This is a genomic window from Psychrobacillus sp. FSL H8-0487, from assembly GCF_038008385.1.
GTDB classification, from domain to species: Bacteria; Bacillota; Bacilli; order Bacillales_A; family Planococcaceae; genus Psychrobacillus; species Psychrobacillus psychrotolerans.
Genome location: NZ_JBBOZA010000001.1, coordinates 3,139,469 through 3,163,550 on the forward strand (window position 1 = coordinate 3,139,469; position 24,082 = coordinate 3,163,550).

15 protein-coding genes, 3 rRNA genes and 3 riboswitches are annotated in these 24,082 nt (G+C 40.1%); of the genes, 1 reads left to right on the forward strand and 17 read right to left on the reverse strand.

Annotated features, from left to right (window positions below):
- The 5 genes from purB to MHI47_RS16110 form a co-directional block, all read right to left on the reverse strand.
- On the reverse strand, positions 1 to 1,296 hold the full coding sequence (gene purB, locus MHI47_RS16090) for an adenylosuccinate lyase (protein WP_211895466.1): 1,296 nt from the start codon (positions 1,294 to 1,296) through the stop codon (positions 1 to 3).
- Positions 1,297 to 1,312: 16 nt separating this feature from the next.
- On the reverse strand, positions 1,313 to 2,434 hold the full coding sequence (gene purK / locus MHI47_RS16095) for a 5-(carboxyamino)imidazole ribonucleotide synthase (RefSeq protein ID WP_340831473.1): 1,122 nt from the start codon (positions 2,432 to 2,434) through the stop codon (positions 1,313 to 1,315).
- Positions 2,431 to 2,919 carry a 5-(carboxyamino)imidazole ribonucleotide mutase gene (gene purE / locus MHI47_RS16100; protein ID WP_093538034.1) on the reverse strand — a complete coding sequence of 163 codons (489 nt, stop codon included), beginning with the start codon at positions 2,917 to 2,919 and terminating at the stop codon, positions 2,431 to 2,433. The genes purK and purE overlap by 4 nt, the downstream gene beginning before the upstream one ends.
- A 218-nt stretch (positions 2,920 to 3,137) precedes the next feature.
- A riboswitch (purine riboswitch) is annotated at positions 3,138 to 3,237 on the reverse strand.
- A 101-nt stretch (positions 3,238 to 3,338) separates the two neighbouring features.
- Entirely contained in the window at positions 3,339 to 3,527 is a 189-nt protein-coding gene (locus MHI47_RS16105) for an NETI motif-containing protein (RefSeq protein ID WP_093538033.1), read from the reverse strand.
- Positions 3,524 to 4,066, reverse strand: a complete 543-nt coding sequence (locus MHI47_RS16110; protein ID WP_093538032.1) for a DUF2179 domain-containing protein — start codon at positions 4,064 to 4,066, stop codon at positions 3,524 to 3,526. The genes MHI47_RS16105 and MHI47_RS16110 overlap by 4 nt, the downstream gene beginning before the upstream one ends.
- Positions 4,067 to 4,306: 240 nt before the next feature.
- On the opposite strand from MHI47_RS16110, the gene MHI47_RS16115 reads away from it, so the two are divergent.
- Positions 4,307 to 4,633: a transposase gene (locus MHI47_RS16115; RefSeq protein ID WP_093538031.1), complete on the forward strand. Its 327-nt coding sequence runs from the start codon at positions 4,307 to 4,309 to the stop codon at positions 4,631 to 4,633.
- Positions 4,634 to 5,104: 471 nt separating this feature from the next.
- Here MHI47_RS16115 and rrf read toward each other — a convergent pair.
- From rrf to MHI47_RS16175, 12 genes are all read right to left on the reverse strand, one after another.
- Positions 5,105 to 5,220: ribosomal RNA gene (rrf, locus tag MHI47_RS16120) — 5S ribosomal RNA — on the reverse strand.
- A 185-nt stretch (positions 5,221 to 5,405) separates the two neighbouring features.
- Positions 5,406 to 8,334, reverse strand: a 23S ribosomal RNA gene (locus tag MHI47_RS16125).
- A 195-nt stretch (positions 8,335 to 8,529) separates the two neighbouring features.
- A 16S ribosomal RNA gene (locus MHI47_RS16130) occupies positions 8,530 to 10,084 on the reverse strand.
- The 16S, 23S and 5S rRNA genes sit together here, the layout of an rRNA operon.
- A gap of 560 nt (positions 10,085 to 10,644) precedes the next feature.
- Positions 10,645 to 11,976, reverse strand: coding sequence for an NCS2 family permease (locus tag MHI47_RS16135; RefSeq protein ID WP_340763498.1), 1,332 nt, complete (start codon positions 11,974 to 11,976; stop codon positions 10,645 to 10,647).
- Positions 11,977 to 12,067: 91 nt separating this feature from the next.
- Positions 12,068 to 12,169, reverse strand: a riboswitch (purine riboswitch).
- Positions 12,170 to 12,466: 297 nt separating this feature from the next.
- A complete protein-coding gene (locus MHI47_RS16140; protein WP_093538347.1) occupies positions 12,467 to 12,616 on the reverse strand; it encodes a hypothetical protein in 150 nt (49 codons plus the stop codon).
- A gap of 339 nt (positions 12,617 to 12,955) precedes the next feature.
- Positions 12,956 to 14,509: a glutamine-hydrolyzing GMP synthase gene (gene guaA, locus MHI47_RS16145; protein ID WP_093538346.1), complete on the reverse strand. Its 1,554-nt coding sequence runs from the start codon at positions 14,507 to 14,509 to the stop codon at positions 12,956 to 12,958.
- Between the two features lie 142 nt (positions 14,510 to 14,651).
- A riboswitch (purine riboswitch) is annotated at positions 14,652 to 14,753 on the reverse strand.
- Positions 14,754 to 14,787: 34 nt separating this feature from the next.
- Complete coding sequence (locus tag MHI47_RS16150; protein WP_340831474.1) at positions 14,788 to 16,992, reverse strand: transglutaminase domain-containing protein; 2,205 nt, start codon at positions 16,990 to 16,992, stop codon at positions 14,788 to 14,790.
- Positions 16,989 to 18,194, reverse strand: a complete 1,206-nt coding sequence (locus tag MHI47_RS16155; RefSeq protein ID WP_340763500.1) for a DUF58 domain-containing protein — start codon at positions 18,192 to 18,194, stop codon at positions 16,989 to 16,991. The genes MHI47_RS16150 and MHI47_RS16155 overlap by 4 nt, the downstream gene beginning before the upstream one ends.
- Positions 18,191 to 19,141 carry an AAA family ATPase gene (locus MHI47_RS16160; protein WP_093538343.1) on the reverse strand — a complete coding sequence of 317 codons (951 nt, stop codon included), beginning with the start codon at positions 19,139 to 19,141 and terminating at the stop codon, positions 18,191 to 18,193. The genes MHI47_RS16155 and MHI47_RS16160 overlap by 4 nt, the downstream gene beginning before the upstream one ends.
- Positions 19,142 to 19,306: 165 nt before the next feature.
- A complete protein-coding gene (nadE, locus tag MHI47_RS16165) occupies positions 19,307 to 20,134 on the reverse strand; it encodes an ammonia-dependent NAD(+) synthetase (RefSeq protein WP_340831475.1) in 828 nt (275 codons plus the stop codon).
- Positions 20,134 to 21,618 (reverse strand): nicotinate phosphoribosyltransferase, encoded by a 1,485-nt coding sequence (locus MHI47_RS16170; RefSeq protein WP_340831477.1) that lies wholly within the window; start codon positions 21,616 to 21,618, stop codon positions 20,134 to 20,136. Before MHI47_RS16170 ends, nadE begins: the two co-directional genes overlap by 1 nt.
- Positions 21,619 to 21,857: 239 nt before the next feature.
- A complete protein-coding gene (locus tag MHI47_RS16175) occupies positions 21,858 to 24,044 on the reverse strand; it encodes an outer membrane protein assembly factor BamB family protein (RefSeq protein ID WP_340831478.1) in 2,187 nt (728 codons plus the stop codon).
- Positions 24,045 to 24,082: the final 38 nt, after the last annotated feature.

Below are 24,082 nucleotides of genomic sequence, written 5' to 3' on the forward strand. Positions count from 1 at the left end.
TTAGTTAAGTCCTAAACGTTCAAAAATCATATCTACATGTTGAATGTGATAGTTATAGTCAAAGCAATCATCTAGCTCTTCTTTTGATAATAGAGAAGTAACTTGTTCATCTGCATCTACAAAAGTGCGGAATGCAGTTTGAGACTCCCATGCTTGCATAGCAAGTGGTTGAACAGTATCATATGCTGTTTCACGAGCTAACCCTTTATCTATTAATGCTAGTAATACACGTTGGGAGTAGATTAATCCTAAAGTGGAATCCATATTACGTTTCATGTTCTCTGGGAATACTGTTAAGTTTTTCACGATATTACCAAAGCGGTTTAGCATATAGTTCAAGGCAATTGTTGCATCTGGTAAAATTACACGTTCTGCAGATGAATGAGAGATATCTCTTTCATGCCATAATGCAACATTTTCATATGCTGTCATCATATATCCTCGGATAAGTCTTGATAGCCCAACCATGTTCTCAGAACCGATAGGATTCCGTTTATGTGGCATTGCAGAAGATCCTTTTTGACCTTTAGAGAAGAACTCCTCTACTTCGCGAGTTTCTGATTTTTGTAGACCACGAATTTCTGTAGCAAATTTTTCGATAGAAGTAGCAACTAATGCGATAACACTTAAGTATTGTGCATGACGGTCACGTTGTAGTGTTTGTGTAGAAATTGGTGATGCAGCTAAACCTAACTTTTCACATACATATTGTTCAACAAATGGATCAATATTCGCATACGTTCCAACAGCACCTGACATTTTACCGGTTTCAATTACTTTTGCAGCAGCCTCAAAGCGCTCTAGGTTACGTTTCATTTCTTCTGTCCAAAGTGCTAACTTTAAACCAAAAGTAGTTGGCTCTGCATGAACACCATGTGTACGCCCCATCATTACTGTGTATTTATGTTCTTTTGCTTTGTTTTCTAAGATTTCGATGAAGTTTTCAATATCTTTTCGCAAAACAACATTTGCTTGCTTAATGATATAAGAAAGAGCTGTATCTACTACATCTGTTGAAGTTAGACCGTAATGAACCCATTTACGCTCTTCTCCTAAAGTTTCTGATACGGCGCGAGTGAACGCCACTACGTCATGTCTTGTTTCTTTTTCGATTTCTAATATACGTTCTACATCGAAGGAGGCATTTTTACGAAGGAGAACTGTATCTTCTTTTGGAATATCTCCAATCTCTGCCCAAGCCTCACAAGCTAGAATTTCTACCTCTAACCATGCATTGTATTTATTTTGTTCTGTCCATATTGCTCCCATTTCTGGGCGTGTGTAGCGTTCTATCATTTAACTTCCTCCTAATTTATAACCAAATTTTAGATTGTTCTATTTCGTTTAAAGTGTCTTCAATATTAGTCGATAGGATGGTGACATGTCCCATCTTTCTATTCTCTTTCGCTTCGCTTTTGCCGTATAAATGAACCGACCAGTTAGGATACTTAGAAAGATTGTTTGTAACAGGTATTACATGCTGACCTAATATATTCACCATAACTGTTGATGTCCAAAGTTTTGGCTTTCTAAGTGACCATCCGCAGATAGCTCTTACATGTTGATGAAACTGAGAAATATTACATGTTTCAATTGAGTAGTGGCCAGAATTATGTGGTCTTGGTGCCAATTCATTTATTATGATTTCATTGTTCTCTAAAACAAACATTTCAACCGCAAGCGTACCAATTAAGTTTAAATGGTTGGCAATTTTCTCAGCGGCCTCTATTGCTTTTGTAGTAAGTGTTTCATCGATTCTTGCTGGCACAATCGTTTCATGCAATATATGATTTACATGAATATTTTCACCAATCGGCAAACAATACGTTTCTCCACTTCCATTACGCTGTACAATGACGGATATCTCTTTTGTAAAGGGAACAAAGGATTCAGCGATACAGGCGGAGTGAGCAAACAAAGATTTGGCTAAGGATAATTGCTCTTTTGTTTGAATTATTTGCTGCCCTTTGCCATCATATCCTCCGCGAGAGGTCTTAACTACACAAGGGAAGCCCACTCTATCAATTCTTTGCTCTAACTCTTCATACGTTCTAGCTTCGACAAATTTCGCAATAGCTACACCAGCCGACTGAATTTCTATTTTTTCTAGAATACGATCCTGCGTAATTCTCACCAGTTCCGCTCCTTGGGGAACATACGCAATTTCTGATAGTCTCTTCAACCCTGTATAATCAATATTTTCAAACTCATAAGTTATAACATCACTTACTTCTGCTAACTCCTCTAACGCCGTTTCATCATCATACGGGGCAACAATTTGTATATCGGAAACCTGCCCGCAAGGAGAATCCATCGTAGGGTCTAAAACCGCCACCTTAAATCCTGCTTCCCTAGCAGCTAGTGCCATCATACGACCAAGTTGGCCTCCACCAATAATTCCTATCGTCTGTCCTGGATAGATTACTTTTGTCATTGAAGTTCACCATTACTTTCAAGAACTTTGTTTCTCGTATCTTCTCTTCGCTTTTCAAGACGTTCTGCTAACTCATCATCTGAGATAGAAAGGATTTGAGCGGCAAGCAATCCAGCATTTGTAGCTCCTGCTTTACCTATTGCAACAGTTGCCACCGGTACTCCACCAGGCATTTGAACAATCGATAATAATGAATCTAATCCGTTTAGTGCTTTAGATTGAACGGGCACCCCGATTACCGGAAGTGTTGTCTTAGCCGCAACCATACCTGGTAAATGCGCTGCACCTCCAGCTCCTGCAATAATCACCTGTATTCCACGTGATCTCGCTTCCTCTGCATATTCAAACATTAAATCTGGAGTACGATGTGCCGATACTACGCGTTTTTCAAACGGTATATGCAGTTCCTCAAGAATTTCGCAGCTATATTTCATCGTCTCCCAATCGCTTGAGCTACCCATAATCACACCAATTTTTGTATTCATTGTTATCGTCCCTTCTGTCTGATTCACCTCGGCATCGAAACTAAAACTCTGAAGATTATATCGAGCATAATAGATTAACCTAAGGCTTATATGTTGTAAGCATAAAAAATTCCCCAAATAAACTACTCTCTCTATGAAAGAAAAGCAGTTTACTTAGGGAACATAATTGCCCAGTTTGTGTCAGGGAAAACATAAACAAACACACCCTTTTGCATTATCCATAAGTCGCTTTCCCTCATAGTCCAGTCATTACGGTGACTTGGTAGAGACGCTAAAGCCAATCCTTTAGCATATATGGGGATATAATCGTCTATTTCTATTCATATTTTAACAACTTATACGAAGAACGTCAACGCTTAAATACGAACGATTAATTTTCAGATAACTTTATTGTTCGGTTTTAGGAGTAATTACAACAATTATGTTTCTTTAATTCCTTTTAACATAATTAATTGTCTTACTGGAACTGGTGGACCACCTTCAACCTCTGCAAAAATTGGCTCTTCTCTCCGTCCAGCAATTTGATAACCATCTTCAGTCATTCTGTCTATACACTCTGAAATAGTTTCATTCTCTTCCACTTCAAACCATTTTGTTTCTTTCTTCATTTAAATAGTTTTCCCTTCTTTATAGATTTCACCCAAAATCCACCATGAATTGACTTGGGTTCATAGGCGATTATGAAAATACCTGGATCAAGATCTTTCAGTCTAGTATACAGTTTTAACTCATATTTCCTTGGTGTTAGTATTTGAAGAGCTTGTCTCTCACCTTGTCTACCATTCGCATGCCAATCTGTAACTCCATATCCTTCATCTCTCAATATTAAAGGTAAGTTTAGTTTAGTATCTGTAGAGATTGCATTTACCATAATATACCCAAGTGCCATTTTTTCTTCAATTTTCGTTCCAATAACAACTCCAGTACCATACCCAACTGCATAAGCAACCAAGTTTTGGATTTCATTTAAGTTATCTAATACTAGACCTAGTCCCACTATATAAATTACCGTTTCTACCATACTTATAAGTGCGGCGATATAACGGTATCCTTTTAATGTAAGAATCATTCGCAAAGTAAAGAAAGTAACATAAACAATATTAATAGAAAAAATAATGATTATCATTAAAATTGGAGATACATCCATTTCATCAACTCCTAACATATGTTGTTCTTCATTATCGCATATAGTGTCGCAATTTCAAGGAATTCAAGCTTTTAGCTGAAATTGTATTCCTTTTATTACAAAGTTCAAATTTATAATATTCTGATGACAAATTATACAAAAGATAGTACAATACACTAATTGGGTGAAGTCTGGATTTGAAATTGTTTTAGTTCATAAATACTGTTAGAGAATATCACCAATTTCTAGGGGGATCAGTCAATGCATGGACAATTTAGAAAAAGATATACACAAACAACACAAGAACAAAAAATGTATGCAGTACAAGAAGTTCTAAAAAACGGAAGAGGACGTAAAGAGGTAGCAGATGAATTGCACGTAAGCGTCAATTCAGTTACAACGTGGATTAGAAAATATAAAGAAGATGGGAAAAATGCGCTCTCCCCATATTCTCAAGAAGAAATAAGTCGTCTCAAGGAAATTGAAAAAAAGTATAATGAGCAACAAAAAATGGAGTTACTTAAAAAGCTTCCCATTTATATTCACTTAAAAAAGCTTTCATATCCCAGAAAGCTGAAGAATCTTTGAAGTTTTCATATGCTTCATTTATGAAAGTAGGGAGTGAATTTCATAAAATATAAAATTAATTTTCTTACTTCTTTGTATTCAAAAAAAGTCTAATAAATTGCTATTGAATTAAACTTAGTACCGACTTTTTATATGGCGTCTAGTGATGGCATACTCCCACAAAGACCTGTGCAAGAGTTTAACCCGCCGTGGCTAAAACTTATGATGGCATAATATGTCTAGATTTCTATCGTTAGGGCTCTCTTTTGATTCTCCGGTATAATATACCTCTGAGCATCTCTTCCTTACATTCTCGAGCTCTTTGCGCCTCTTTTTCACGCTTACTTTACCGTGAAAAATGCAGTAATAGTATAAAAATGAGAGAAATCACAGTGGGGTTTCTCTTTTTTTGCTAAAGGGGCTAGTTGGAATAGTAAAAAATACCACAAAAAAGTCGTTACCGATATAACTCGGTAACGACTTTTTTTTGGTGCCCAGCGACGTCCTACTCTCACAGGGGGAGACCCCCAACTACCATCGGCGCTGAAGAGCTTAACTTCCGTGTTCGGTATGGGAACGGGTGTGACCTCTTCGCCATCATCACTAGACTCTTTCGGCTTTCAATATACGGCGCATTGCGTTGTCAACTTCATTCGATCTGTCAGTCACGTACGTTAGTACGTTCCTTCCTTCTCTCACTTGTTTCCTAGCACTGCTTGTATCTTGAAACCCTCATAATAGAGTGCTTGTTCACTCAAAACTGGATAAACGACATTGTTACGTTAAACAAAATTTGGTTAAGTCCTCGATCGATTAGTATTCGTCAGCTGCACGTGTCGCCACGCTTCCACCCCGAACCTATCTACCTCATCGTCTTTGAGGGATCTTACTTACTTGCGTAATGGGAAATCTCATCTTGAGGGGGGCTTCGTGCTTAGATGCTTTCAGCACTTATCCCGTCCACACATAGCTACCCAGCGATGCTCTTGGCAGAACAACTGGTACACCAGCGGTGTGTCCATCCCGGTCCTCTCGTACTAAGGACAGCTCCTCTCAAATTTCCTACGCCCACGACGGATAGGGACCGAACTGTCTCACGACGTTCTGAACCCAGCTCGCGTACCGCTTTAATGGGCGAACAGCCCAACCCTTGGGACCGACTACAGCCCCAGGATGCGATGAGCCGACATCGAGGTGCCAAACCTCCCCGTCGATGTGGACTCTTGGGGGAGATAAGCCTGTTATCCCCGGGGTAGCTTTTATCCGTTGAGCGATGGCCCTTCCATGCGGAACCACCGGATCACTAAGCCCGTCTTTCGACCCTGCTCGACTTGTAGGTCTCGCAGTCAAGCTCCCTTCTGCCTTTACACTCTTCGAATGATTTCCAACCATTCTGAGGGAACCTTTGGGCGCCTCCGTTACACTTTAGGAGGCGACCGCCCCAGTCAAACTACCCGCCTGACACTGTCTCCTACCCGGGTTACGGGTATGGGTTAGAATTTCAATACAACCAGGGCAGTATCCCACCGACGCCTCCTCCGAAGCTGGCGCTCCGGGCTCTAAGGCTCCTGCCTATCCTGTACAAGTTGCACCAAAATTCAATATCAAGCTATAGTAAAGCTCCACGGGGTCTTTCCGTCCTGTCGCGGGTAACCTGCATCTTCACAGGTACTATAATTTCACCGAGTCTCTCGTTGAGACAGTGCCCAGATCGTTACGCCTTTCGTGCGGGTCGGAACTTACCCGACAAGGAATTTCGCTACCTTAGGACCGTTATAGTTACGGCCGCCGTTTACTGGGGCTTCAATTCGCACCTTCGCTTGCGCTAAGCACTCCTCTTAACCTTCCAGCACCGGGCAGGCGTCAGCCCATATACTTCACCTTACGGTTTTGCATAGACCTGTGTTTTTGCTAAACAGTCGCCTGGGCCTATTCACTGCGGCTCTTCTAGGCTATGAACCCAAAAGAGCACCCCTTCTCCCGAAGTTACGGGGTCATTTTGCCGAGTTCCTTAACGAGAGTTCTCTCGCTCACCTTAGGATTCTCTCCTCGACTACCTGTGTCGGTTTGCGGTACGGGCACCTTTCACCTCGCTAGAGGCTTTTCTTGGCAGTGTGAAATCAGGAACTCTAGACATACGTCCTCGCCATCACAGCTCAATGTTAAAGAATGCGGATTTGCCTACATTCACACCTTACTGCTTGGACATGCATAACCAACAGCATGCTTACCCTATCCTTCTGCGTCCCCCCATTACTCAAACGGTGGTTTGGTGGTACAGGAATATCAACCTGTTATCCATCGCCTACGCCTATCGGCCTCGGCTTAGGTCCCGACTAACCCTGAGCGGACGAGCCTTCCTCAGGAAACCTTAGTCATACGGTGGACGGGATTCTCACCCGTCTTTCGCTACTCATACCGGCATTCTCACTTCTAAGCGCTCCACCAGTCCTTCCGGTCTGACTTCAACGCCCTTAGAACGCTCTCCTACCACTGATACCAAAGGTATCAATCCACAGCTTCGGTGATTTGTTTAGCCCCGATACATTTTCGGCGCAGCGTCACTCGACCAGTGAGCTATTACGCACTCTTTAAATGATGGCTGCTTCTAAGCCAACATCCTGGTTGTCTAAGCAACGCCACATCCTTTTCCACTTAACAAATACTTTGGGACCTTAGCTGGTGGTCTGGGCTGTTTCCCTCTTGACTACGGATCTTATCACTCGCAGTCTGACTCCCAAACATAAATCATTGGCATTCGGAGTTTGTCTGAATTCGGTAACCCGGGATGGGCCCCTAGTCCAAACAGTGCTCTACCTCCAAGATTCTAACGTTTGAGGCTAGCCCTAAAGCTATTTCGGAGAGAACCAGCTATCTCCAGGTTCGATTGGAATTTCTCCGCTACCCACACCTCATCCCCGCACTTTTCAACGTGCGTGGGTTCGGACCTCCAGTAAGTGTTACCTTACCTTCATCCTGGACATGGGTAGATCACCTGGTTTCGGGTCTACGACCACATACTCATTCGCCCTATTCAGACTCGCTTTCGCTGCGGCTCCGTCTTCTCGACTTAACCTTGCATGGGATCGTAACTCGCCGGTTCATTCTACAAAAGGCACGCTATCACCCATTAACGGGCTCTAACTACTTGTAGGCACACGGTTTCAGGATCTATTTCACTCCCCTTCCGGGGTGCTTTTCACCTTTCCCTCACGGTACTGGTTCACTATCGGTCACTAGGTAGTATTTAGCCTTGGGAGATGGTCCTCCCAGATTCCGACGGAATTTCACGTGTTCCGCCGTACTCAGGATACACTCAAGAGAGAATGAATTTTAGACTACGGGGCTTTTACCCTATCCTGCGGACCTTTCCAGATCGCTTCGTCTAACTCATTCCTTTGTAACTCTATGTAGAGTGTCCTACAACCCCAAAAGGCAAGCCTTTTGGTTTGGGCTATTCCCGTTTCGCTCGCCGCTACTCAGGGAATCGAATTTTCTTTCTCTTCCTCCAGGTACTTAGATGTTTCAGTTCCCTGGGTGTGTCTCAGATGCGCTATGTATTCACGCAAATGTACTGCTCCATTACGAACAGTGGGTTTCCCCATTCGGAAATCTCCGGATCAAAGCTCACTTACAGCTCCCCGAAGCATATCGGTGTTAGTGCCGTCCTTCGTCGACTCCTAGTGCCAAGGCATTCACCGTGCGCCCTTATTAACTTAACCTAAAAGTTAAAAAGTCTTACACGTCGTGATTACGTAAATAATCACAACAGAATTTCTTGTTGTTTATTGTTTCAATGTCGTTTTATCCAGTTTTCAAAGAACAAGAGTTGAATCTTCATATAAAATGAACATTCAAAACTGAACTGCAAAACGTTAAGATACGAATAAAAATTCGTATTCCGATATTATCCTTAGAAAGGAGGTGATCCAGCCGCACCTTCCGATACGGCTACCTTGTTACGACTTCACCCCAATCATCTGTCCCACCTTCGGCGGCTGGCTCCCGTAAGGGTTACCCCACCGACTTCGGGTGTTACAAACTCTCGTGGTGTGACGGGCGGTGTGTACAAGGCCCGGGAACGTATTCACCGTGGCATGCTGATCCACGATTACTAGCGATTCCGGCTTCATGTAGGCGAGTTGCAGCCTACAATCCGAACTGAGAACGGTTTTATGGGATTTGCTCACCCTCGCGGGGTTGCGACCCTCTGTACCGTCCATTGTAGCACGTGTGTAGCCCAGGTCATAAGGGGCATGATGATTTGACGTCATCCCCACCTTCCTCCGGTTTATCACCGGCAGTCACCTTAGAGTGCCCAACTAAATGCTGGCAACTAAGATCAAGGGTTGCGCTCGTTGCGGGACTTAACCCAACATCTCACGACACGAGCTGACGACAACCATGCACCACCTGTCACCGCTGTCCCCGAAGGGAAAAGCCTATCTCTAGGCCGGTCAGCGGGATGTCAAGACCTGGTAAGGTTCTTCGCGTTGCTTCGAATTAAACCACATGCTCCACCGCTTGTGCGGGCCCCCGTCAATTCCTTTGAGTTTCAGTCTTGCGACCGTACTCCCCAGGCGGAGTGCTTAATGCGTTAGCTGCAGCACTAAGGGGCGGAAACCCCCTAACACTTAGCACTCATCGTTTACGGCGTGGACTACCAGGGTATCTAATCCTGTTTGCTCCCCACGCTTTCGCGCCTCAGCGTCAGTTACAGACCAGAAAGCCGCCTTCGCCACTGGTGTTCCTCCAAATCTCTACGCATTTCACCGCTACACTTGGAATTCCGCTTTCCTCTTCTGTACTCAAGTCCCCCAGTTTCCAATGACCTTCCACGGTTGAGCCGTGGGATTTCACATCAGACTTAAAGGACCGCCTGCGCGCGCTTTACGCCCAATAATTCCGGACAACGCTTGCCACCTACGTATTACCGCGGCTGCTGGCACGTAGTTAGCCGTGGCTTTCTAATGAGGTACCGTCAAGGTACGAGCAGTTACTCTCGTACTTGTTCTTCCCTCACAACAGAGTTTTACGATCCGAAAACCTTCTTCACTCACGCGGCATTGCTCCATCAGACTTTCGTCCATTGTGGAAGATTCCCTACTGCTGCCTCCCGTAGGAGTCTGGGCCGTGTCTCAGTCCCAGTGTGGCCGATCACCCTCTCAGGTCGGCTACGCATCGTCGCCTTGGTGAGCCGTTACCTCACCAACTAGCTAATGCGCCGCGGGCCCATCCTGTAGTGACAGCGAGATGCCGTCTTTTAACATCTCCCCATGAGAGGAAATGGATTATTCGGTATTAGCCCCGGTTTCCCGGAGTTATCCCAATCTACAGGGCAGGTTGCCCACGTGTTACTCACCCGTCCGCCGCTAAATCAGAAGAAGCAAGCTTCTTCGTCATTCGCTCGACTTGCATGTATTAGGCATGCCGCCAGCGTTCGTCCTGAGCCAGGATCAAACTCTCCATAATAGTTCGCTTCCGGTATGCAGAGCACATCGAAAGCGAACAAATTAGAACTAGTTTAAAAGCTCATTTTGTTTTGCTGGCATCATCATTAAATGATGTCAAAAATTGTTTTGCTCTCATCCTAACAAGTTAGTTGAAAGCTATGTTTCTTAACGTTTTGCATGTTCAGTTTTCAATGTTCATGTTGTTTAAGTTGTCGTCTTGTTTCAGCGACCTTTGTATCTTAACACCCTTTTGCTACCTTCGTCAACAGCTTTTTGTAAAGTTGTTGTGTAAAATATAATAACACTTTTTTCTGATAAATGCAACAATTAAATAGAGTTAATAGGAACCCTTTTAAACGCTAGGTTTCTATGAAAATAACGACACTTCCTTTAAACTCAAATCTATCTAGATTCCTAATTATAATATTTAAGATTCTAATTAAAATAAGTTAGAACAAAGAGATAATACCCTCTTTAGTTTTCAAAGTTTAGTAAAGTTAGATGAATTTATCATAAGGTGCATCTATATAGAAGAAACAAAAAAGAGAAGCACAATGCTTCTCTCTTGTTTTACTATTTTTATAAGAAGATAAAGTAACAAAGGAATATAACCCATAAACCATACATAATCGGATGGATTTCTTTAATACGCCCTGCTACGATCATTGTAATTGGGTAGAATAAAAATCCAATGGCGATACCAGTTGCAATAGAATAAGTTAATGGCATTGCAATGATTACGAAAAACGCAGGCACTGCAACTTCGAATTTTTTCCACTCTATATTTCCTAAAGCAGAAACCATCAATACCCCAACTATTATTAACGCCGGCGCCGTTACATAAGAAGTAACTACACTTAATATTGGATAGAAGAATAATGCTAATAACATCAGCACTCCCGTTACTACTGCCGCGAAACCTGAACGCGCCCCAGCTGCAACACCAGCTGTTGATTCTACATAACTAGTAGTAGTGGAAGTACCCGCTACTGCTCCAGCTGTAGTAGCTATTGCATCTGCTAGTAACGCTTTACCAGCACGTGGTAATTTATTGCCTTTCATTAATCCCGCTTGGTTAGCAACAGATATCAATGTTCCAGCTGTATCAAAGAAGTTTACAAATAAGAAAGTAAGCACTACAACTAAGAATTGTGTAGTTAATAAAGAAGTTGGATCATTAAAAATTGGATCAAGTGCAGCTCCAAATGTTGGGCTTACATCTGGAATACTACTTACGATTCCAGATGGTAGTGGCACTAGACTGAAAATCATACCAACGATTGCCGTAATCAGCATTCCGTAGAATATTCCACCTTTAACGCCTTTCACCATCATAATCACTGTAATAACAAGCCCAAAAATCGTTAATAAAATGTTAGGGTCTGCTAAATCTCCTAGACCAACAATTACAGAAGGATCACTTACGATAATCTTAGAGTTTTGCAAACCTACAAAAGTGATAAACAAACCAATTCCAGCACCCACTGCATACTTTAGTTCGGTTGGAATTGCGTTTATAATTGTTTCACGAATGCCAGTTAACGATAGAAGTATAAAGATTACTCCTGCTACAAAAACGCCAGTTAAAGCAATTTGCCATGAGATTCCAAAATCTAGTACTACTGTAAAAGCAAAAAATGCGTTTAATCCCATACCTGGTGCTAGTGCAATTGGGTATTTCGCCAGTACTCCCATTAATATAGAACCAAGACCTGCTGCAAGAGCAGTAGCTGTAAATACAGCACCTTTATCCATATGCATGGAATCTGGTAATCCCTCTATCCCATCAAGCGAAAGGATCATCGGGTTTACTATAAGAATATACGCCATAGCTAGGAAAGTTGTTAACCCTCCAATAATTTCACTGCGGTAATTAGTCCCTAATTCTTCAAACTGAAAATACTTTTTCATGATTTCCTCCAGTTATTGTCTGTATAACAGAAAAAAGCATACGACTAGTAAATCAGTCGTATGCTTTAGTATCTCAAGTAAGGGAAGAATTATCCTTCTTCCTCTTAATCGTAGTCGAATCATTTACGGTGATTCGGTAGAGACTTTTGGGCCTTATTCCCAACGTTATACGACGACATATTAAATTATATATGTAATATAACATCATTATTTTAGAAAATCAATACTAAATCCGAACGTTTTTATATAAAAACTTAATATAGTTCGTCATTATGACATTTCTAGTATTTCTTACTAATTCAAATACTCCTCATACTTACTACTGTAATCAAAAGCAAATTAGTAATTTCCATTTTAAATAGAAGGAGTATGTATTATATTAAAAACGGAACGACTATTATTCATTTATAAATTCAAATAACTCTATCTCCAATAACTTGGAATAAGAAAAACACAGGAAAAGGTTTACCCTCCTGTGTTTTCATTTATATTATTTTTCCGTTTGGTTTTGTTTCTTTTTCAAATACTCTGCCCGTATTTTTTCTAGCTGCTGCTTTTTATCAAATTTGGCAGGCTTGTTTTTTTCATGATAACTTGCCACAGCTGCCTGACCTTTATTATCCAAAAGATATTTTCCCACTTTGTTCACCCACTTTTCTTGTCTTTAAAGAGAATCTATTCAACAAATATAATATACCTTATTTTACGGAATTAAACCCTATTAGCTTAACGCTAATCTAAAGATTAGATTTACGGTACTGAATGTACTTCTTAATATGAATCAACTCCAATGCTTTAATACACATCTCTACATAATACAGTTTCCTGATTCATTTTGAAACCTTCCTTCAATTCAATGATTCAGAACATAAAATAAGACCTCCCTTTAATCATGAATTACATGAATAAAGGAAAGTCCTATTTTGCAACGATCACTCATAACCTTTAAATCCTTGATATAAGGTTTTAGTGTTTGGTCCTATTCCCACTCAATCGTAGCTGGTGGTTTACTCGTAATGTCATACAGTACGCGGTTGATGTGAGACACTTCATTGACTAAACGAACAGATACTTTCTCTAGAACGTCCCATGGGATACGTGCCCAGTCAGAAGTCATTCCATCAATAGAAGTTACTGCACGGATACCGATTGCGTAATCATATGTACGTGCATCACCCATTACACCAACGCTGCGGATGTCTGGAAGAACTGTGAAGTACTGCCAAATATCACGATCAAGTCCGGCTTTGGCGATTTCTTCGCGAAGGATGAAATCAGATTCACGAACGATTTCTAATTTTTCTTCAGTAATTTCACCTAATACACGAATTCCTAAACCAGGTCCTGGGAAAGGTTGACGCCAAACGATTTTTTCATCAATACCAAGTTCTAATCCTAATGCACGCACTTCGTCTTTAAACAATGTTTTAAGTGGCTCAATTAGTTTGAACTGCATATCTTCTGGCAATCCACCAACATTATGATGAGATTTAATCGTTTGAGCTGTTGCAGTTCCAGACTCAATAATATCTGTATATAGCGTACCTTGTGCTAGGAAATCCATACCGTCTAACTTAGAAGCTTCCTCGTCAAATACGTATATAAATTCATTCCCAATAATTTTGCGTTTTTTCTCTGGATCTGAAACCCCAGCTAATTTGTTCATGAAACGTTCGCGAGCATCAATTTTAATAACATTCATATTAAAACCTTCTGTGAAAGTCTTCATTACTTGCTCTACTTCACCTTTACGGTTTAAGTTATGGTCCACAAACATACATGTTAGTTGGTCTCCAATTGCTTTATGGATTAGTACCGCAACTACTGAAGAATCGACTCCACCACTTAGTGCACAAAGAACTTTTTTATCCCCAACTTCTTGGCGAATGTTTTGGATTTGCATCTCTACAAAGCTTTCCATGGACCAGTCACCTTTAGCATGACAAATATCAAATACGAATTGACGTATTAACTCAATCCCATAAATAGAATGTCTAACTTCAGGATGGAATTGTACAGCATAGAAATTTTTTGCTTCGTTTGCCATTGCAGCTACTTCACAAGATGGACTTGTTGCAATAACTTCAAAACCCTCAGGAGCAACTGTTACATGGTCTCCGTGACTCATCCAAACGACTTGGTTTTCTGGAAGTTGTCCAAATAAAGGAGTTGCGTTTTTCACATTGATCTCCGCTTTCCCATACTCGCGATGAGAAGCTTTTTCTACTTTCCCACCAAAATGCTGAGACATTAGCTGCATACCGTAGCAAATACCTAAAATTGGAACACCTAAGTCATAGATTGCAGAATCGATATGGAATGCATTTTCATCGTAAACTGAATTAGGTCCGCCTGAGAAGATGATCCCTGTTGCATTTACTTTTTTCAATTCTTCTGCTGTAACTGTATGTGGCAGTAGTTCACTGTAAACACCAAATTCACGAATACGACGTGTAATTAGTTGGTTATATTGACTACCGAAATCCAAAACAACTATCTTTTCTTGTTCCTTTAATAATGGTGTTAAAGTCATTAGTTCCACCTCTTCTGATAATAATCCAAACGTACCCTCAATCTAATAGAATGATAAAAAAACGCGTAAGAAAGCATACCTCCTCTTTCTACGCGTTTATGTTCTCTACATCAAAAAGGTGAATGCATATGCCTAAAAAAGACATGACTGCATTCACCTTCATAGTCAAGTTGTTAATGGCAACTTGGTAGAAACATCCGAACCATATTATCGGACATATACGAGGGCAACATTGGTCATTTAATTTGACTTTAGTTTACAGGTAGTTGCCCTCAAAATCAACCGCTAAGCTGATTGATTAAATATTCCCAACTTTCTCTCATCGACTCATAATTTATGCCCTCTCGATTATTACCATATAAGCCTTTTTCATATTCATCTGTTAATTTACGCATATGTGTTTCTCCAAAGCCAGAATCTACATATTTTGCATAAGCAGATAGCGTCTGTCCTTGCTCTCTCTTCATTCCATATGCATCTAATTGTTTCAATAGCTGATGATACATTTTTTCAAATGTATCCCAGTCGTTTTTCCGCATTCGGCTCACCGGTATTAACACTTTGGATAACCACTTTCTTCGATAACGATAGGCTAGCATAGAAAGCAATACTAAACCGAGTAGTGTCCATAATATAGGTGCTTTGTTATTAGAAATCCATTTAGCAAAGCTACTCATGATTTCTGTAAAACCTTTGGAAACTTCCTTCTTATCTTTTTCAGCTTGAGGCTTTTCTGGAGTCTCCTTAGGTGTATTTTCCGGTGTTTCCAACTCATCTTTTTCATTGTCTATATCATAATTTAAATTGACAGCATTCGTAAATCCAATTGTAGGCTCGAATGTCATCCATCCAGTACCTGGAAAATAAGCTTCTACCCATGAGTGTGCATTATTGTTTGTCACTTCATAAACTGGAACTCCATTATCACGTTCAACTACGTCTCCCGGTGCAAACCCCTTCACCCAACGTGCAGGAATTCCTTCCGAACGCAACAATACAACCATCGAAGTGGAGAAGTTATCACAATAGCCGACCTTCGTATCAAATAAAAACTGATCGACATAATCGGTATCACCTTCTGGAACTGCCGCCAAATCCTGATTGTAGCTAAAACCATTTAATCGGAAATAGCGTTCAATTGCTTTTGCCTTATCATATAAATTATCGGTATCTGCAGTAATAGAAGTTGCCAAATCCTTTACCCTTGAAGGTAATGTTTCGGGAAGCTGCAAATAGCGATCGAATTCACTAGATAATCCTTCTAAGTTTGCAGGCGCCGTATCCCTAAGTGCTTTTAAGCTATAGATTGGCTCGTTATAGGTTACTTCATAGGTTCCAACAGGTACTTCATTGTCTCCATTAAATGTATATAGTTTTTGATTTCTTTCATTCATTTTTAAAGAAATAGGCTCCACTGAGTCAACCCGCTCGATTCCATAAGGCTGCATGATAAAAGGATATGGTTGAGACATATAGATTCTAGCTATTAACGACTCATCTTCTGTCCCAGGTGCAATATCAGATTGAATCGGTTCTCCCAGCCCGTAGTTCGAAAGGGTTGGAGGCTCTGTTGCTGAATTTACCCAACCTTTAGAAGTATACATATCCTTCGTTTCAATCTTCCAATATTGCTTCGTTGGACTAGTCGCATAAAATACGGGAGTATCATCGCTCGCAAAGGCTCCTCCCAAGAACTCATCATTTTCTCCATAGCCGACTTTTTGTATTCCTCCACCAACACCTTTTCCATCTTCCCTATTATCTGCATTTGGACTGGTCGATAATAGAAAAGGCACTGGATCTGGCCAACTAGGACCTGCTTTTGGCAAAACGTAAGCGAGGGCACTACTAATAACTATAATACTTAACAAACTTCCAATACTGGCTACTATAAATGCACCATGTATTTTCCCATCTTGCCCCGATAACATTTTTTGAGCATATAATAAGCCCAAGATAAGGAAGCCAGATATTAATACGGTAACAATACTCTTCTCTCCACTATATGGACTAAATGTATCTAAGATTGTTATAAATAAAACGGTAAACAAAAAGAATAACATTAAGTTTTTACGTACTCGTATCCAATAGTTTAATAGATACGTAGTCATCCATAATAAAATGAAAAATAAAAATGTTCGGAAGGGGTCTGTCACCTGTACCCAATCTTGACTTATAAGAGAAGCGATATTTCCTACGAACATCCCCCAAATAAATTTCAATGCCTCTATTGATAAGAAAGATAGATCTGTATAGATATGTATAATTACCCAACAAATAAATACTAACTTAACAGGAAATGCATATACCCATTTCAATTTTATAAGATAAAACAAAAAGGAGATTACTAAATACCAACCAAATAAGCTTAAAAAACCTGTACTCGTTAACTCGATAACTGGTTTTAACCATTCCATCATTAGGATAAAAACAAAAGAATAAATAAGTATAGATATTATTGTTTGCTGCGCTTTGTTACTCATGAACGTTTCACCTCCAAAAAGGCTTGGGCAAAGCGATCTTTCGTAATCGACTGCACTTGAAAACCTCTACTTGCTGCATACTTGTACATAGCATTCTCTTCACTTGTATTTTTTTCATTTTTGGATTTTATGACAAAACAAGTACACGCTCGTAAGTTTGTTGCATTTTTTTGTACATTATCCATCCATTCATAAGTTAGATTACTAGTCACATATAAAAGAGTTGTCGCATTGGATAATGATCGGTCATGCAAAATTACTTGCTCTAGCGGCTTCGTTAAATCGTCTTTTACCTTTGTTAAATGATATAGCACTCGTTGAAGATGCTGGTCAGTTTGAACTTCAGGCAAGAACAATCGTTCCTCTCCAACCGAGAGAAATGCAGAGGATGCCTGATGCTTTACAATCGCTTGCATCATTGAGGCTGTTAAGTCGACCACTTCCTCAAACAGAGGAGAAGGCGTTCGGTCCATCACCACGAACATATCCTGGGATTGACGATCTTCGAATTCTTTTGTTTTTAGTGTTTGTGTTCTGGCGAAAGACTTCCAATGAATCCATGATACACGATCACCCGATTGGTATGATCTAACGCCAGTTGCCATTGATGTATCTTTCATAGCTTGAATTCTAGAAGCAGCTGCTCCTTGGTCATATCTCGTTTCAATTGGAATGTAGACCATCTCAGTCAAGTTTGGAAATACGAGAATTGTTTTAGAATTTGTTACAAATACTTCTTTTTTCACCCAACCAAATAAATCGCTTACTACAATGCTTGTCCCTTCTAAAACATGCTCACCACGTGGAATATGCTCTATTTCATAAGTCCATCTAAATTCTTTTTTCATGCCCCAAAAGGTAAGCTGTTTCCATGAAGCTTCTGTAGCAAGAGAAGAGCTTACTTTTTCCTCCATTTGAACGTACATTAGTGGAAAACGACTTTTTCTCGTCACCTGAATAGTTGCTGAAAACCTTCCACCACTTTGAACTTTACCAGTTTCAATTATTCGTTCCACAACGATATCGTTCAGTGAATTCATATATAATAACAACGAATATAAAGAAATAGGGACGACCAAATAAAACAAAAACCAGCTAACAAACCCTCCCTGAAACATTGCATACACAAAAGCTACTACTAGGAGGAATAGAACGCCTACTACCCCTCGAATCTTTTTCCATCGATTGAGCAAATGCTTCATTGACTTATTTTCCTCTTAATAGGAACCGGAGTCCTCTTCACAATTCGTGCAAGCACTTCTTCAGACGAAATTCCATCATAACGTGCCTCAGGGCGTAAGATGACACGATGTCCAAAAACATAAGGCATCAAATATTGAATATCATCTGGGTTTACATAATCTCTACCATGAAGCAACGCAAGACCCTGCGACGCGCGCATTAATGCAATAGATGCACGTGGACTTACTCCTAGATAAATATATGTATCCTGTCTTGTACGATTAGATAGTTCAACGATATAGCTCTTTATTGTTTCATCTACTGTTACTTGCTTCACCTTTTTCTGAAGTTCGATTAACTCTTCTAGAGAAATGACAGGCACCAATGTATCAATCGGTGATGCATGTTCTAATCTATTTAATACTTCAATTTCTTCGCTTGGATGCGGATAACCCATCTTTAACTTAAGTAAAAAACGATCTAATTGGGCCTCTGGTAACGGGTAGGTCCCTTCATGTTCAATCGGATTTTGCGTCGCCATTACAAAAAATGGTCTTGGAATCGGCATAGTCACTCCATCAATGGTAACCGAAGCTTCTTCCATCCCTTCTAGTAGCGCAGATTGCGTTTTTGGGGATGTACGATTGATTTCATCCGCAAGAACTATATTCCCCATAATAGGTCCAGGTCTAAACTCGAACTCCATTTCCTTTGGATTGTAAATAGAAACTCCTAATACGTCCGAAGGCAATAAATCCGGTGTGAATTGAATTCTTTTAAAATCTGCTCCAATAGATTTGGCAAGCGCCCGCACCATCATCGTTTTACCTACACCTGGTACGTCTTCTAATAACACATGTCCTTGCGCTAATAATGCAACTACTGCAAGTTCCGCAATATCTTTTTTACCAATCATTACTTTTTCTATATTTCGAATAATCGTTTCTATCTGTGCTCGTTCTCTCATCATTCTCCCCCTAAAATCACGTATAAATTGACTTGCGTGAAAATTTTTACAATACGCTATAAGCATACCCAAAATTTGCCTTAAGTACAAATAGAAAACAAAAAAGTCGAGCTGCCTTTTTACTCGACAGTTCGACTTTCTATTTTTATATATCAGACTTTGTTATTATTTCCAAAAATCATCAAAAATGGTGACTGGCATATTACGTTTATGCATGGATCGAATATAGAAACCTTCAATTTTTTCTTCCGATTCCTTCGATACCGTTTTACCTTCTAAATAATCATCAATTTCATCATATGTTACGCCAAGCGCTACTTCATCCGGTAGAGCCGGTCTGTCTTCTTCCAAATCTGCAGTCGGAATTTTCGTATAGAGATGTTCAGGACAACCTAATTCTTTCAAAATCAGCTTACCTTGACGCTTGTTTAAGCGGAAGATTGGCGTAATATCTACTCCACCATCTCCGTATTTTGTATAAAATCCTGTTACGGCTTCTGCTGCATGATCCGTACCAAGGACCACGCCATTGTGCATAGCTGCTATAGAATATTGAGCTTTCATTCGCTCTCGAGCCTTTTCATTCCCTTTAGCAAAATCAGATAGGCTCACTCCAGCCTCCACTAAAGCCTTATCACTAGCATCCACAGCTTCTTTTATATTGATCGTTATACGTTTACTTGGCTTGATAAAATCCAATGCATCTTGACGATCCGTCTCATCAAATTGAATACCATACGGTAAACTTACTGCTATAAATGAATATTTCTCCTCACCAAGTTCTTTATTTAATTCATCGACTGTGAGCTGAGCAAGTTTCCCTACTAATGTAGAATCTTGACCTCCAGAAATACCTAAAACCATACTTGTTAAAAAGGGGTGTTTTTTTAAATAGTCCTTCATAAAATCAATACTAATACGTATTTCTTGTTGTACATCAATGGTTGGTTTCACTTTTAACGCTGCTATAATTTCTTGTTGTTTAGCTGACATTAATACCTACCTCCATTTTGGTCAATAATATTATGTTCCATGTCCTTAATCTCTTGAATATTACGCATTTTATTGTCCCAACATTTTTGGCTCAAGTCCACTGGATACTCTTCCGGATTTAGAGAGCGTTTATACTCTTCCCACAATAGATCCAGGTTGTCATGCGCATATTTCCGAACTTCCGATAACTCAGGGATTCGATAAATAACTTCCCCATTTTCAATCACTTTTTCATGTAGATCCCTTGCTTCAAAATTGGTTACAAATTTAGAGACAAATGTATGCACTGGATGGAACATCTTTAAGCGTTCCTCATGTGTTGGATCTTCATCGTGCATTGTAATATAGTCACCTTCTGCTTTACCATTTTCTTTATCAATAATTCGATATAGTTTTTTCTGGCCAGGCGTTGTCACCTTTTCAGTAGTGGAAGAAATCTTAATCGTGTCTTCCATCACCCCTGCCTCGTTTGCAATAGAGACAATTTTATAAACTGCTCCAAGTGCTGGTTGATCGTATGCAGTGATTAACTTCGTTCCGATTCCCCAACTATCGACCTTGGCACCTTGTGCTTTTAAGTTCAAAATAGTATATTCATCTAAATCATTGGAAACAACGATTTTAGCATTAGGGAAGCCAGCTTCATCTAACATTTTTCTAGCTTCCTTCGATAAAAATGAAATATCACCTGAATCTAAACGAATACCGATAAAGTTAATCTTATCTCCCAGTTCTTTCGCTACTCTTATAGCTGTAGGAACCCCCGTTTTTAATGTATTATATGTATCCACCAAAAATACGCAATCTTTATGGCGCTGCGCATACGAATGAAATGCTTCATATTCATTTTTATATGCTTGCACTAGTGAATGAGCATGCGTTCCAGTTACAGGAATTCCAAACTTTTTCCCAGCACGGACATTACTAGTTCCATCTATTCCTCCTATGTATGCAGCTCGAGTACCCCAGATGGCTGCATCCATTTCTTGCGCACGTCTTGAACCAAACTCCATAGCGATTTCTTCTTTAAGCACTTGTTTAATACGAGAACCTTTTGTCGCTATTAACGTTTGATAATTGACGATATTAAGCAGGGCCGTTTCTACTAGCTGCGCTTCCGCAAGCGTAGATTCAATACGAATAATCGGTTCATTCGGAAATACTAGCTCCCCTTCAACCATTGAATATACATTTCCGGTAAAACGAATAGTACGTAAATAGGCTATAAAGTCTTCTCTGTATCCAAGCTCTTCTTGCAAATACCCTAAATCACTGTCGGTGAAGTGAAAATCACGCAAATAATCTAGACATCTTTCTAGTCCTGCAAAAATGCCATATCCATTACCAAATGGGAGTTTGCGGAAAAACAATTCAAACACTGCTTTCCGTTCATGCATATTATCTGCCCAATAGGTTTCCACCATATTTATTTGGTATAAATCAGTATGTAAGGCTAAACCGTCATCTGGATAATTTTTCTTCATAAAAATCCCCTTTTTCATAACTATTGAAATAAGTATACACTATTTACCCTTTTTCTTTGCAAATAATCCTATCCCAATAACGCTTACAATTTCGGAGAAAACCTGACGTTTAGGTGTGACGTATTATCCTAGAGAGAATGATATCTAATCTAATTAATATTAGTAGTTTTAAAAACAGAAAAAGCTACTCAATAAGTTTGAATAACAACTTAATAAGTAGCTAGTATTTTTTTGTTTTATTATTCTCCCATTGGAGAAATTACATCTACAACATAGGCTGCAACTGCTTCGATTTCTTCAGCGGTCAGCGTATCTTTAAACGAAGGCATGGAAGTACCACCCTCTTCAATACGCGCTATAACATCATCTCTGCTAACAGCAACTTCACTATTTTGTAAATTAGGTCCATTATGGCCGTTTGCGCCTTGGTTTCCATGACAAGCTAAACAGTTTGCATCATATACAGTAATTCCTTTATCAGGATTTGCACTCACTGTGTCTCCTTCAGTAGGCTTTTCTGCCGGTTTTGTACTTTTCGCAGGGAACTTAATTACTTGCCCTTCTGGTAAATCCCCACCTAATTTAAATGTGTATATCTTATCTCCATGCTTACTACCTGCAAGTGCATTACCCGCAGCATATATACTGATGTATTGCTCACCATCAATTTCATACGTAACGGAAGGTGCATTTGCTCCTGCATCCATCATGTATTCCCAAACTTGATCGCCCGTTTTTGCATCGTATGCAATCAAACGGCCGTCATTATGTCCAACAAAAACAAGATTTCCTTTAGTAGTTAACACTCCACTATACGCTTGAGTATCCCACTTTTGCTGCCAAGCAATTTTGTTAGTTTTAACGTCGATCGCAGTGACAGTCCCCCGAACTGGAGCATCTAAAATTGGTCCAAAAATACTTCCAAAGTATTGATCTCCCTCTTTAAATTCTTCCAACTCACTTCTTTCAAAGGACATATATGTGTCATTACCTAATACATAAAAGTACTCGGTATCCGGATTATAAGCTGAAGGTGGCCAGTTTGCTCCACCAGTCGGTCCTGGCTTAAGTGTAATTGGAACATCCCAAAATGGTGTAAAGATACCTCCAATTTCACCTGTGAAATCAGATGATAGATCATTCTTCACATCTTCCTCTGTCACAGCCTGAGGAACAAAGGCATCTCCAACAGGAAACGGTTGCGTTGCTGCCGTTTTTTGACGTTCATCCTGCGGTACAGGTTTTTCTTCTATACCAACAAGCGGCGTTCCATCGGCACGGTCTAATAGATAAACCCAACCAGTTTTACCTGCCTGCCCAAGCCCTTTTCTCATTTTCCCATCCATTTCTACATCATAAAGAACGACTGGGTTTGCTGGATCCATATCCCAAATATCATGATGCACTTCTTGGAAATGCCATACATATTGTCCGTTTTCAGCATTCACCGCGACGACCGAATTGGCATATAAATTATCCCCTTCACGGTTACTTCCATCTAAGTCTGGAGCGGTATTTCCAGTTGCAAAGTAAATGTACCCCAGTTCAGGATCAACGGATGGAGTATTCCATACCGGTCCTCCACCTGTTAACCAAGCGTCACTATCTGCTGGCCATGTATCTCCGTTTATATCACCCGGACCAGGTATTGTGTAGAAACGCCAAACTTCAAAACCTAAATCTGCATCATAGGCCATTACACGTCCACGAATACCATATTCTCCTCCTGCTACCCCCGTATAGACTTTCCCATTATAGAATAGAGGTGCACTAGTGATCGTGTAACCTTCTTCCCACTCAGCTACAGTAGTTTCCCATAATACTTCTCCTGTCTTTTGGTCGAGTGCGATTAAACGTGCGTCCAGTAATCCTACAAATACTTTTCCGTCGCCGACCGCAACTCCACGAGTCGTCCAACCACAGCATACTGTATCCATTTCTTGCGGTATATCCGGATTGTATACCCATAATTGTTCTCCAGTTTTAGCATCTATAGCGAAAACATCATTTGCTCCAGTAGCGATATACATAATACCATCAACTACAATAGGAGTTGCTTCTCCAGAATATTTACCTTCTGCTCCTGACCCTCCTAAGCTACTAACCCAAGTTGGTTTTAAATCCCCAATATTTTCAGTAGTGATTTGGTTTAGCATCGAATAACGTCTGTTGTAGTAATCTCCACCATTTGTTGTCCATTCAGTTGAAGAATATTTTACTACTTCATCATGTATTAATGGACTTTCTTCCACTTCTGTCTCTTCCTCTGGTTCCTCTTTTACTGTTATGCTGGCATATGGAACTTCTCCGTTCTCTTCATTCAAGTTTTCAAAGTTTATTACTAGATATATCATAAAAAAAGCTACTAAAGTGATTACTAATCCTATAAAGATTAGTGCAGATACTGATAATCCTCTACTTTTCATCTGACTCTCCCTTCAAAAATAGTGAAATGTCCGTTTAA

Excerpts from the sequence above, each read along its gene's own strand:
- purB (WP_211895466.1), bottom strand. The coding sequence starts at position 1,296 with ATGATAGAACGCTACACACGCCCAGAAATGGGAGCAATATGGACAGAA.
- purK (WP_340831473.1), bottom strand. The coding sequence starts at position 2,434 with ATGACAAAAGTAATCTATCCAGGACAGACGATAGGAATTATTGGTGGA.
- purE (WP_093538034.1), bottom strand. The coding sequence starts at position 2,919 with ATGAATACAAAAATTGGTGTGATTATGGGTAGCTCAAGCGATTGGGAG.
- MHI47_RS16105 (WP_093538033.1), bottom strand. The coding sequence starts at position 3,527 with ATGAAGAAAGAAACAAAATGGTTTGAAGTGGAAGAGAATGAAACTATT.
- MHI47_RS16110 (WP_093538032.1), bottom strand. The coding sequence starts at position 4,066 with ATGGATGTATCTCCAATTTTAATGATAATCATTATTTTTTCTATTAAT.
- MHI47_RS16115 (WP_093538031.1), top strand. The coding sequence starts at position 4,307 with ATGCATGGACAATTTAGAAAAAGATATACACAAACAACACAAGAACAA.
- MHI47_RS16135 (WP_340763498.1), bottom strand. The coding sequence starts at position 11,976 with ATGAAAAAGTATTTTCAGTTTGAAGAATTAGGGACTAATTACCGCAGT.
- guaA (WP_093538346.1), bottom strand. The coding sequence starts at position 14,509 with ATGACTTTAACACCATTATTAAAGGAACAAGAAAAGATAGTTGTTTTG.
- MHI47_RS16150 (WP_340831474.1), bottom strand. The coding sequence starts at position 16,992 with ATGAGTAACAAAGCGCAGCAAACAATAATATCTATACTTATTTATTCT.
- MHI47_RS16155 (WP_340763500.1), bottom strand. The coding sequence starts at position 18,194 with ATGAAGCATTTGCTCAATCGATGGAAAAAGATTCGAGGGGTAGTAGGC.
- MHI47_RS16160 (WP_093538343.1), bottom strand. The coding sequence starts at position 19,141 with ATGAGAGAACGAGCACAGATAGAAACGATTATTCGAAATATAGAAAAA.
- nadE (WP_340831475.1), bottom strand. The coding sequence starts at position 20,134 with ATGTCAGCTAAACAACAAGAAATTATAGCAGCGTTAAAAGTGAAACCA.
- MHI47_RS16170 (WP_340831477.1), bottom strand. The coding sequence starts at position 21,618 with ATGAAGAAAAATTATCCAGATGACGGTTTAGCCTTACATACTGATTTA.
- MHI47_RS16175 (WP_340831478.1), bottom strand. The coding sequence starts at position 24,044 with ATGAAAAGTAGAGGATTATCAGTATCTGCACTAATCTTTATAGGATTA.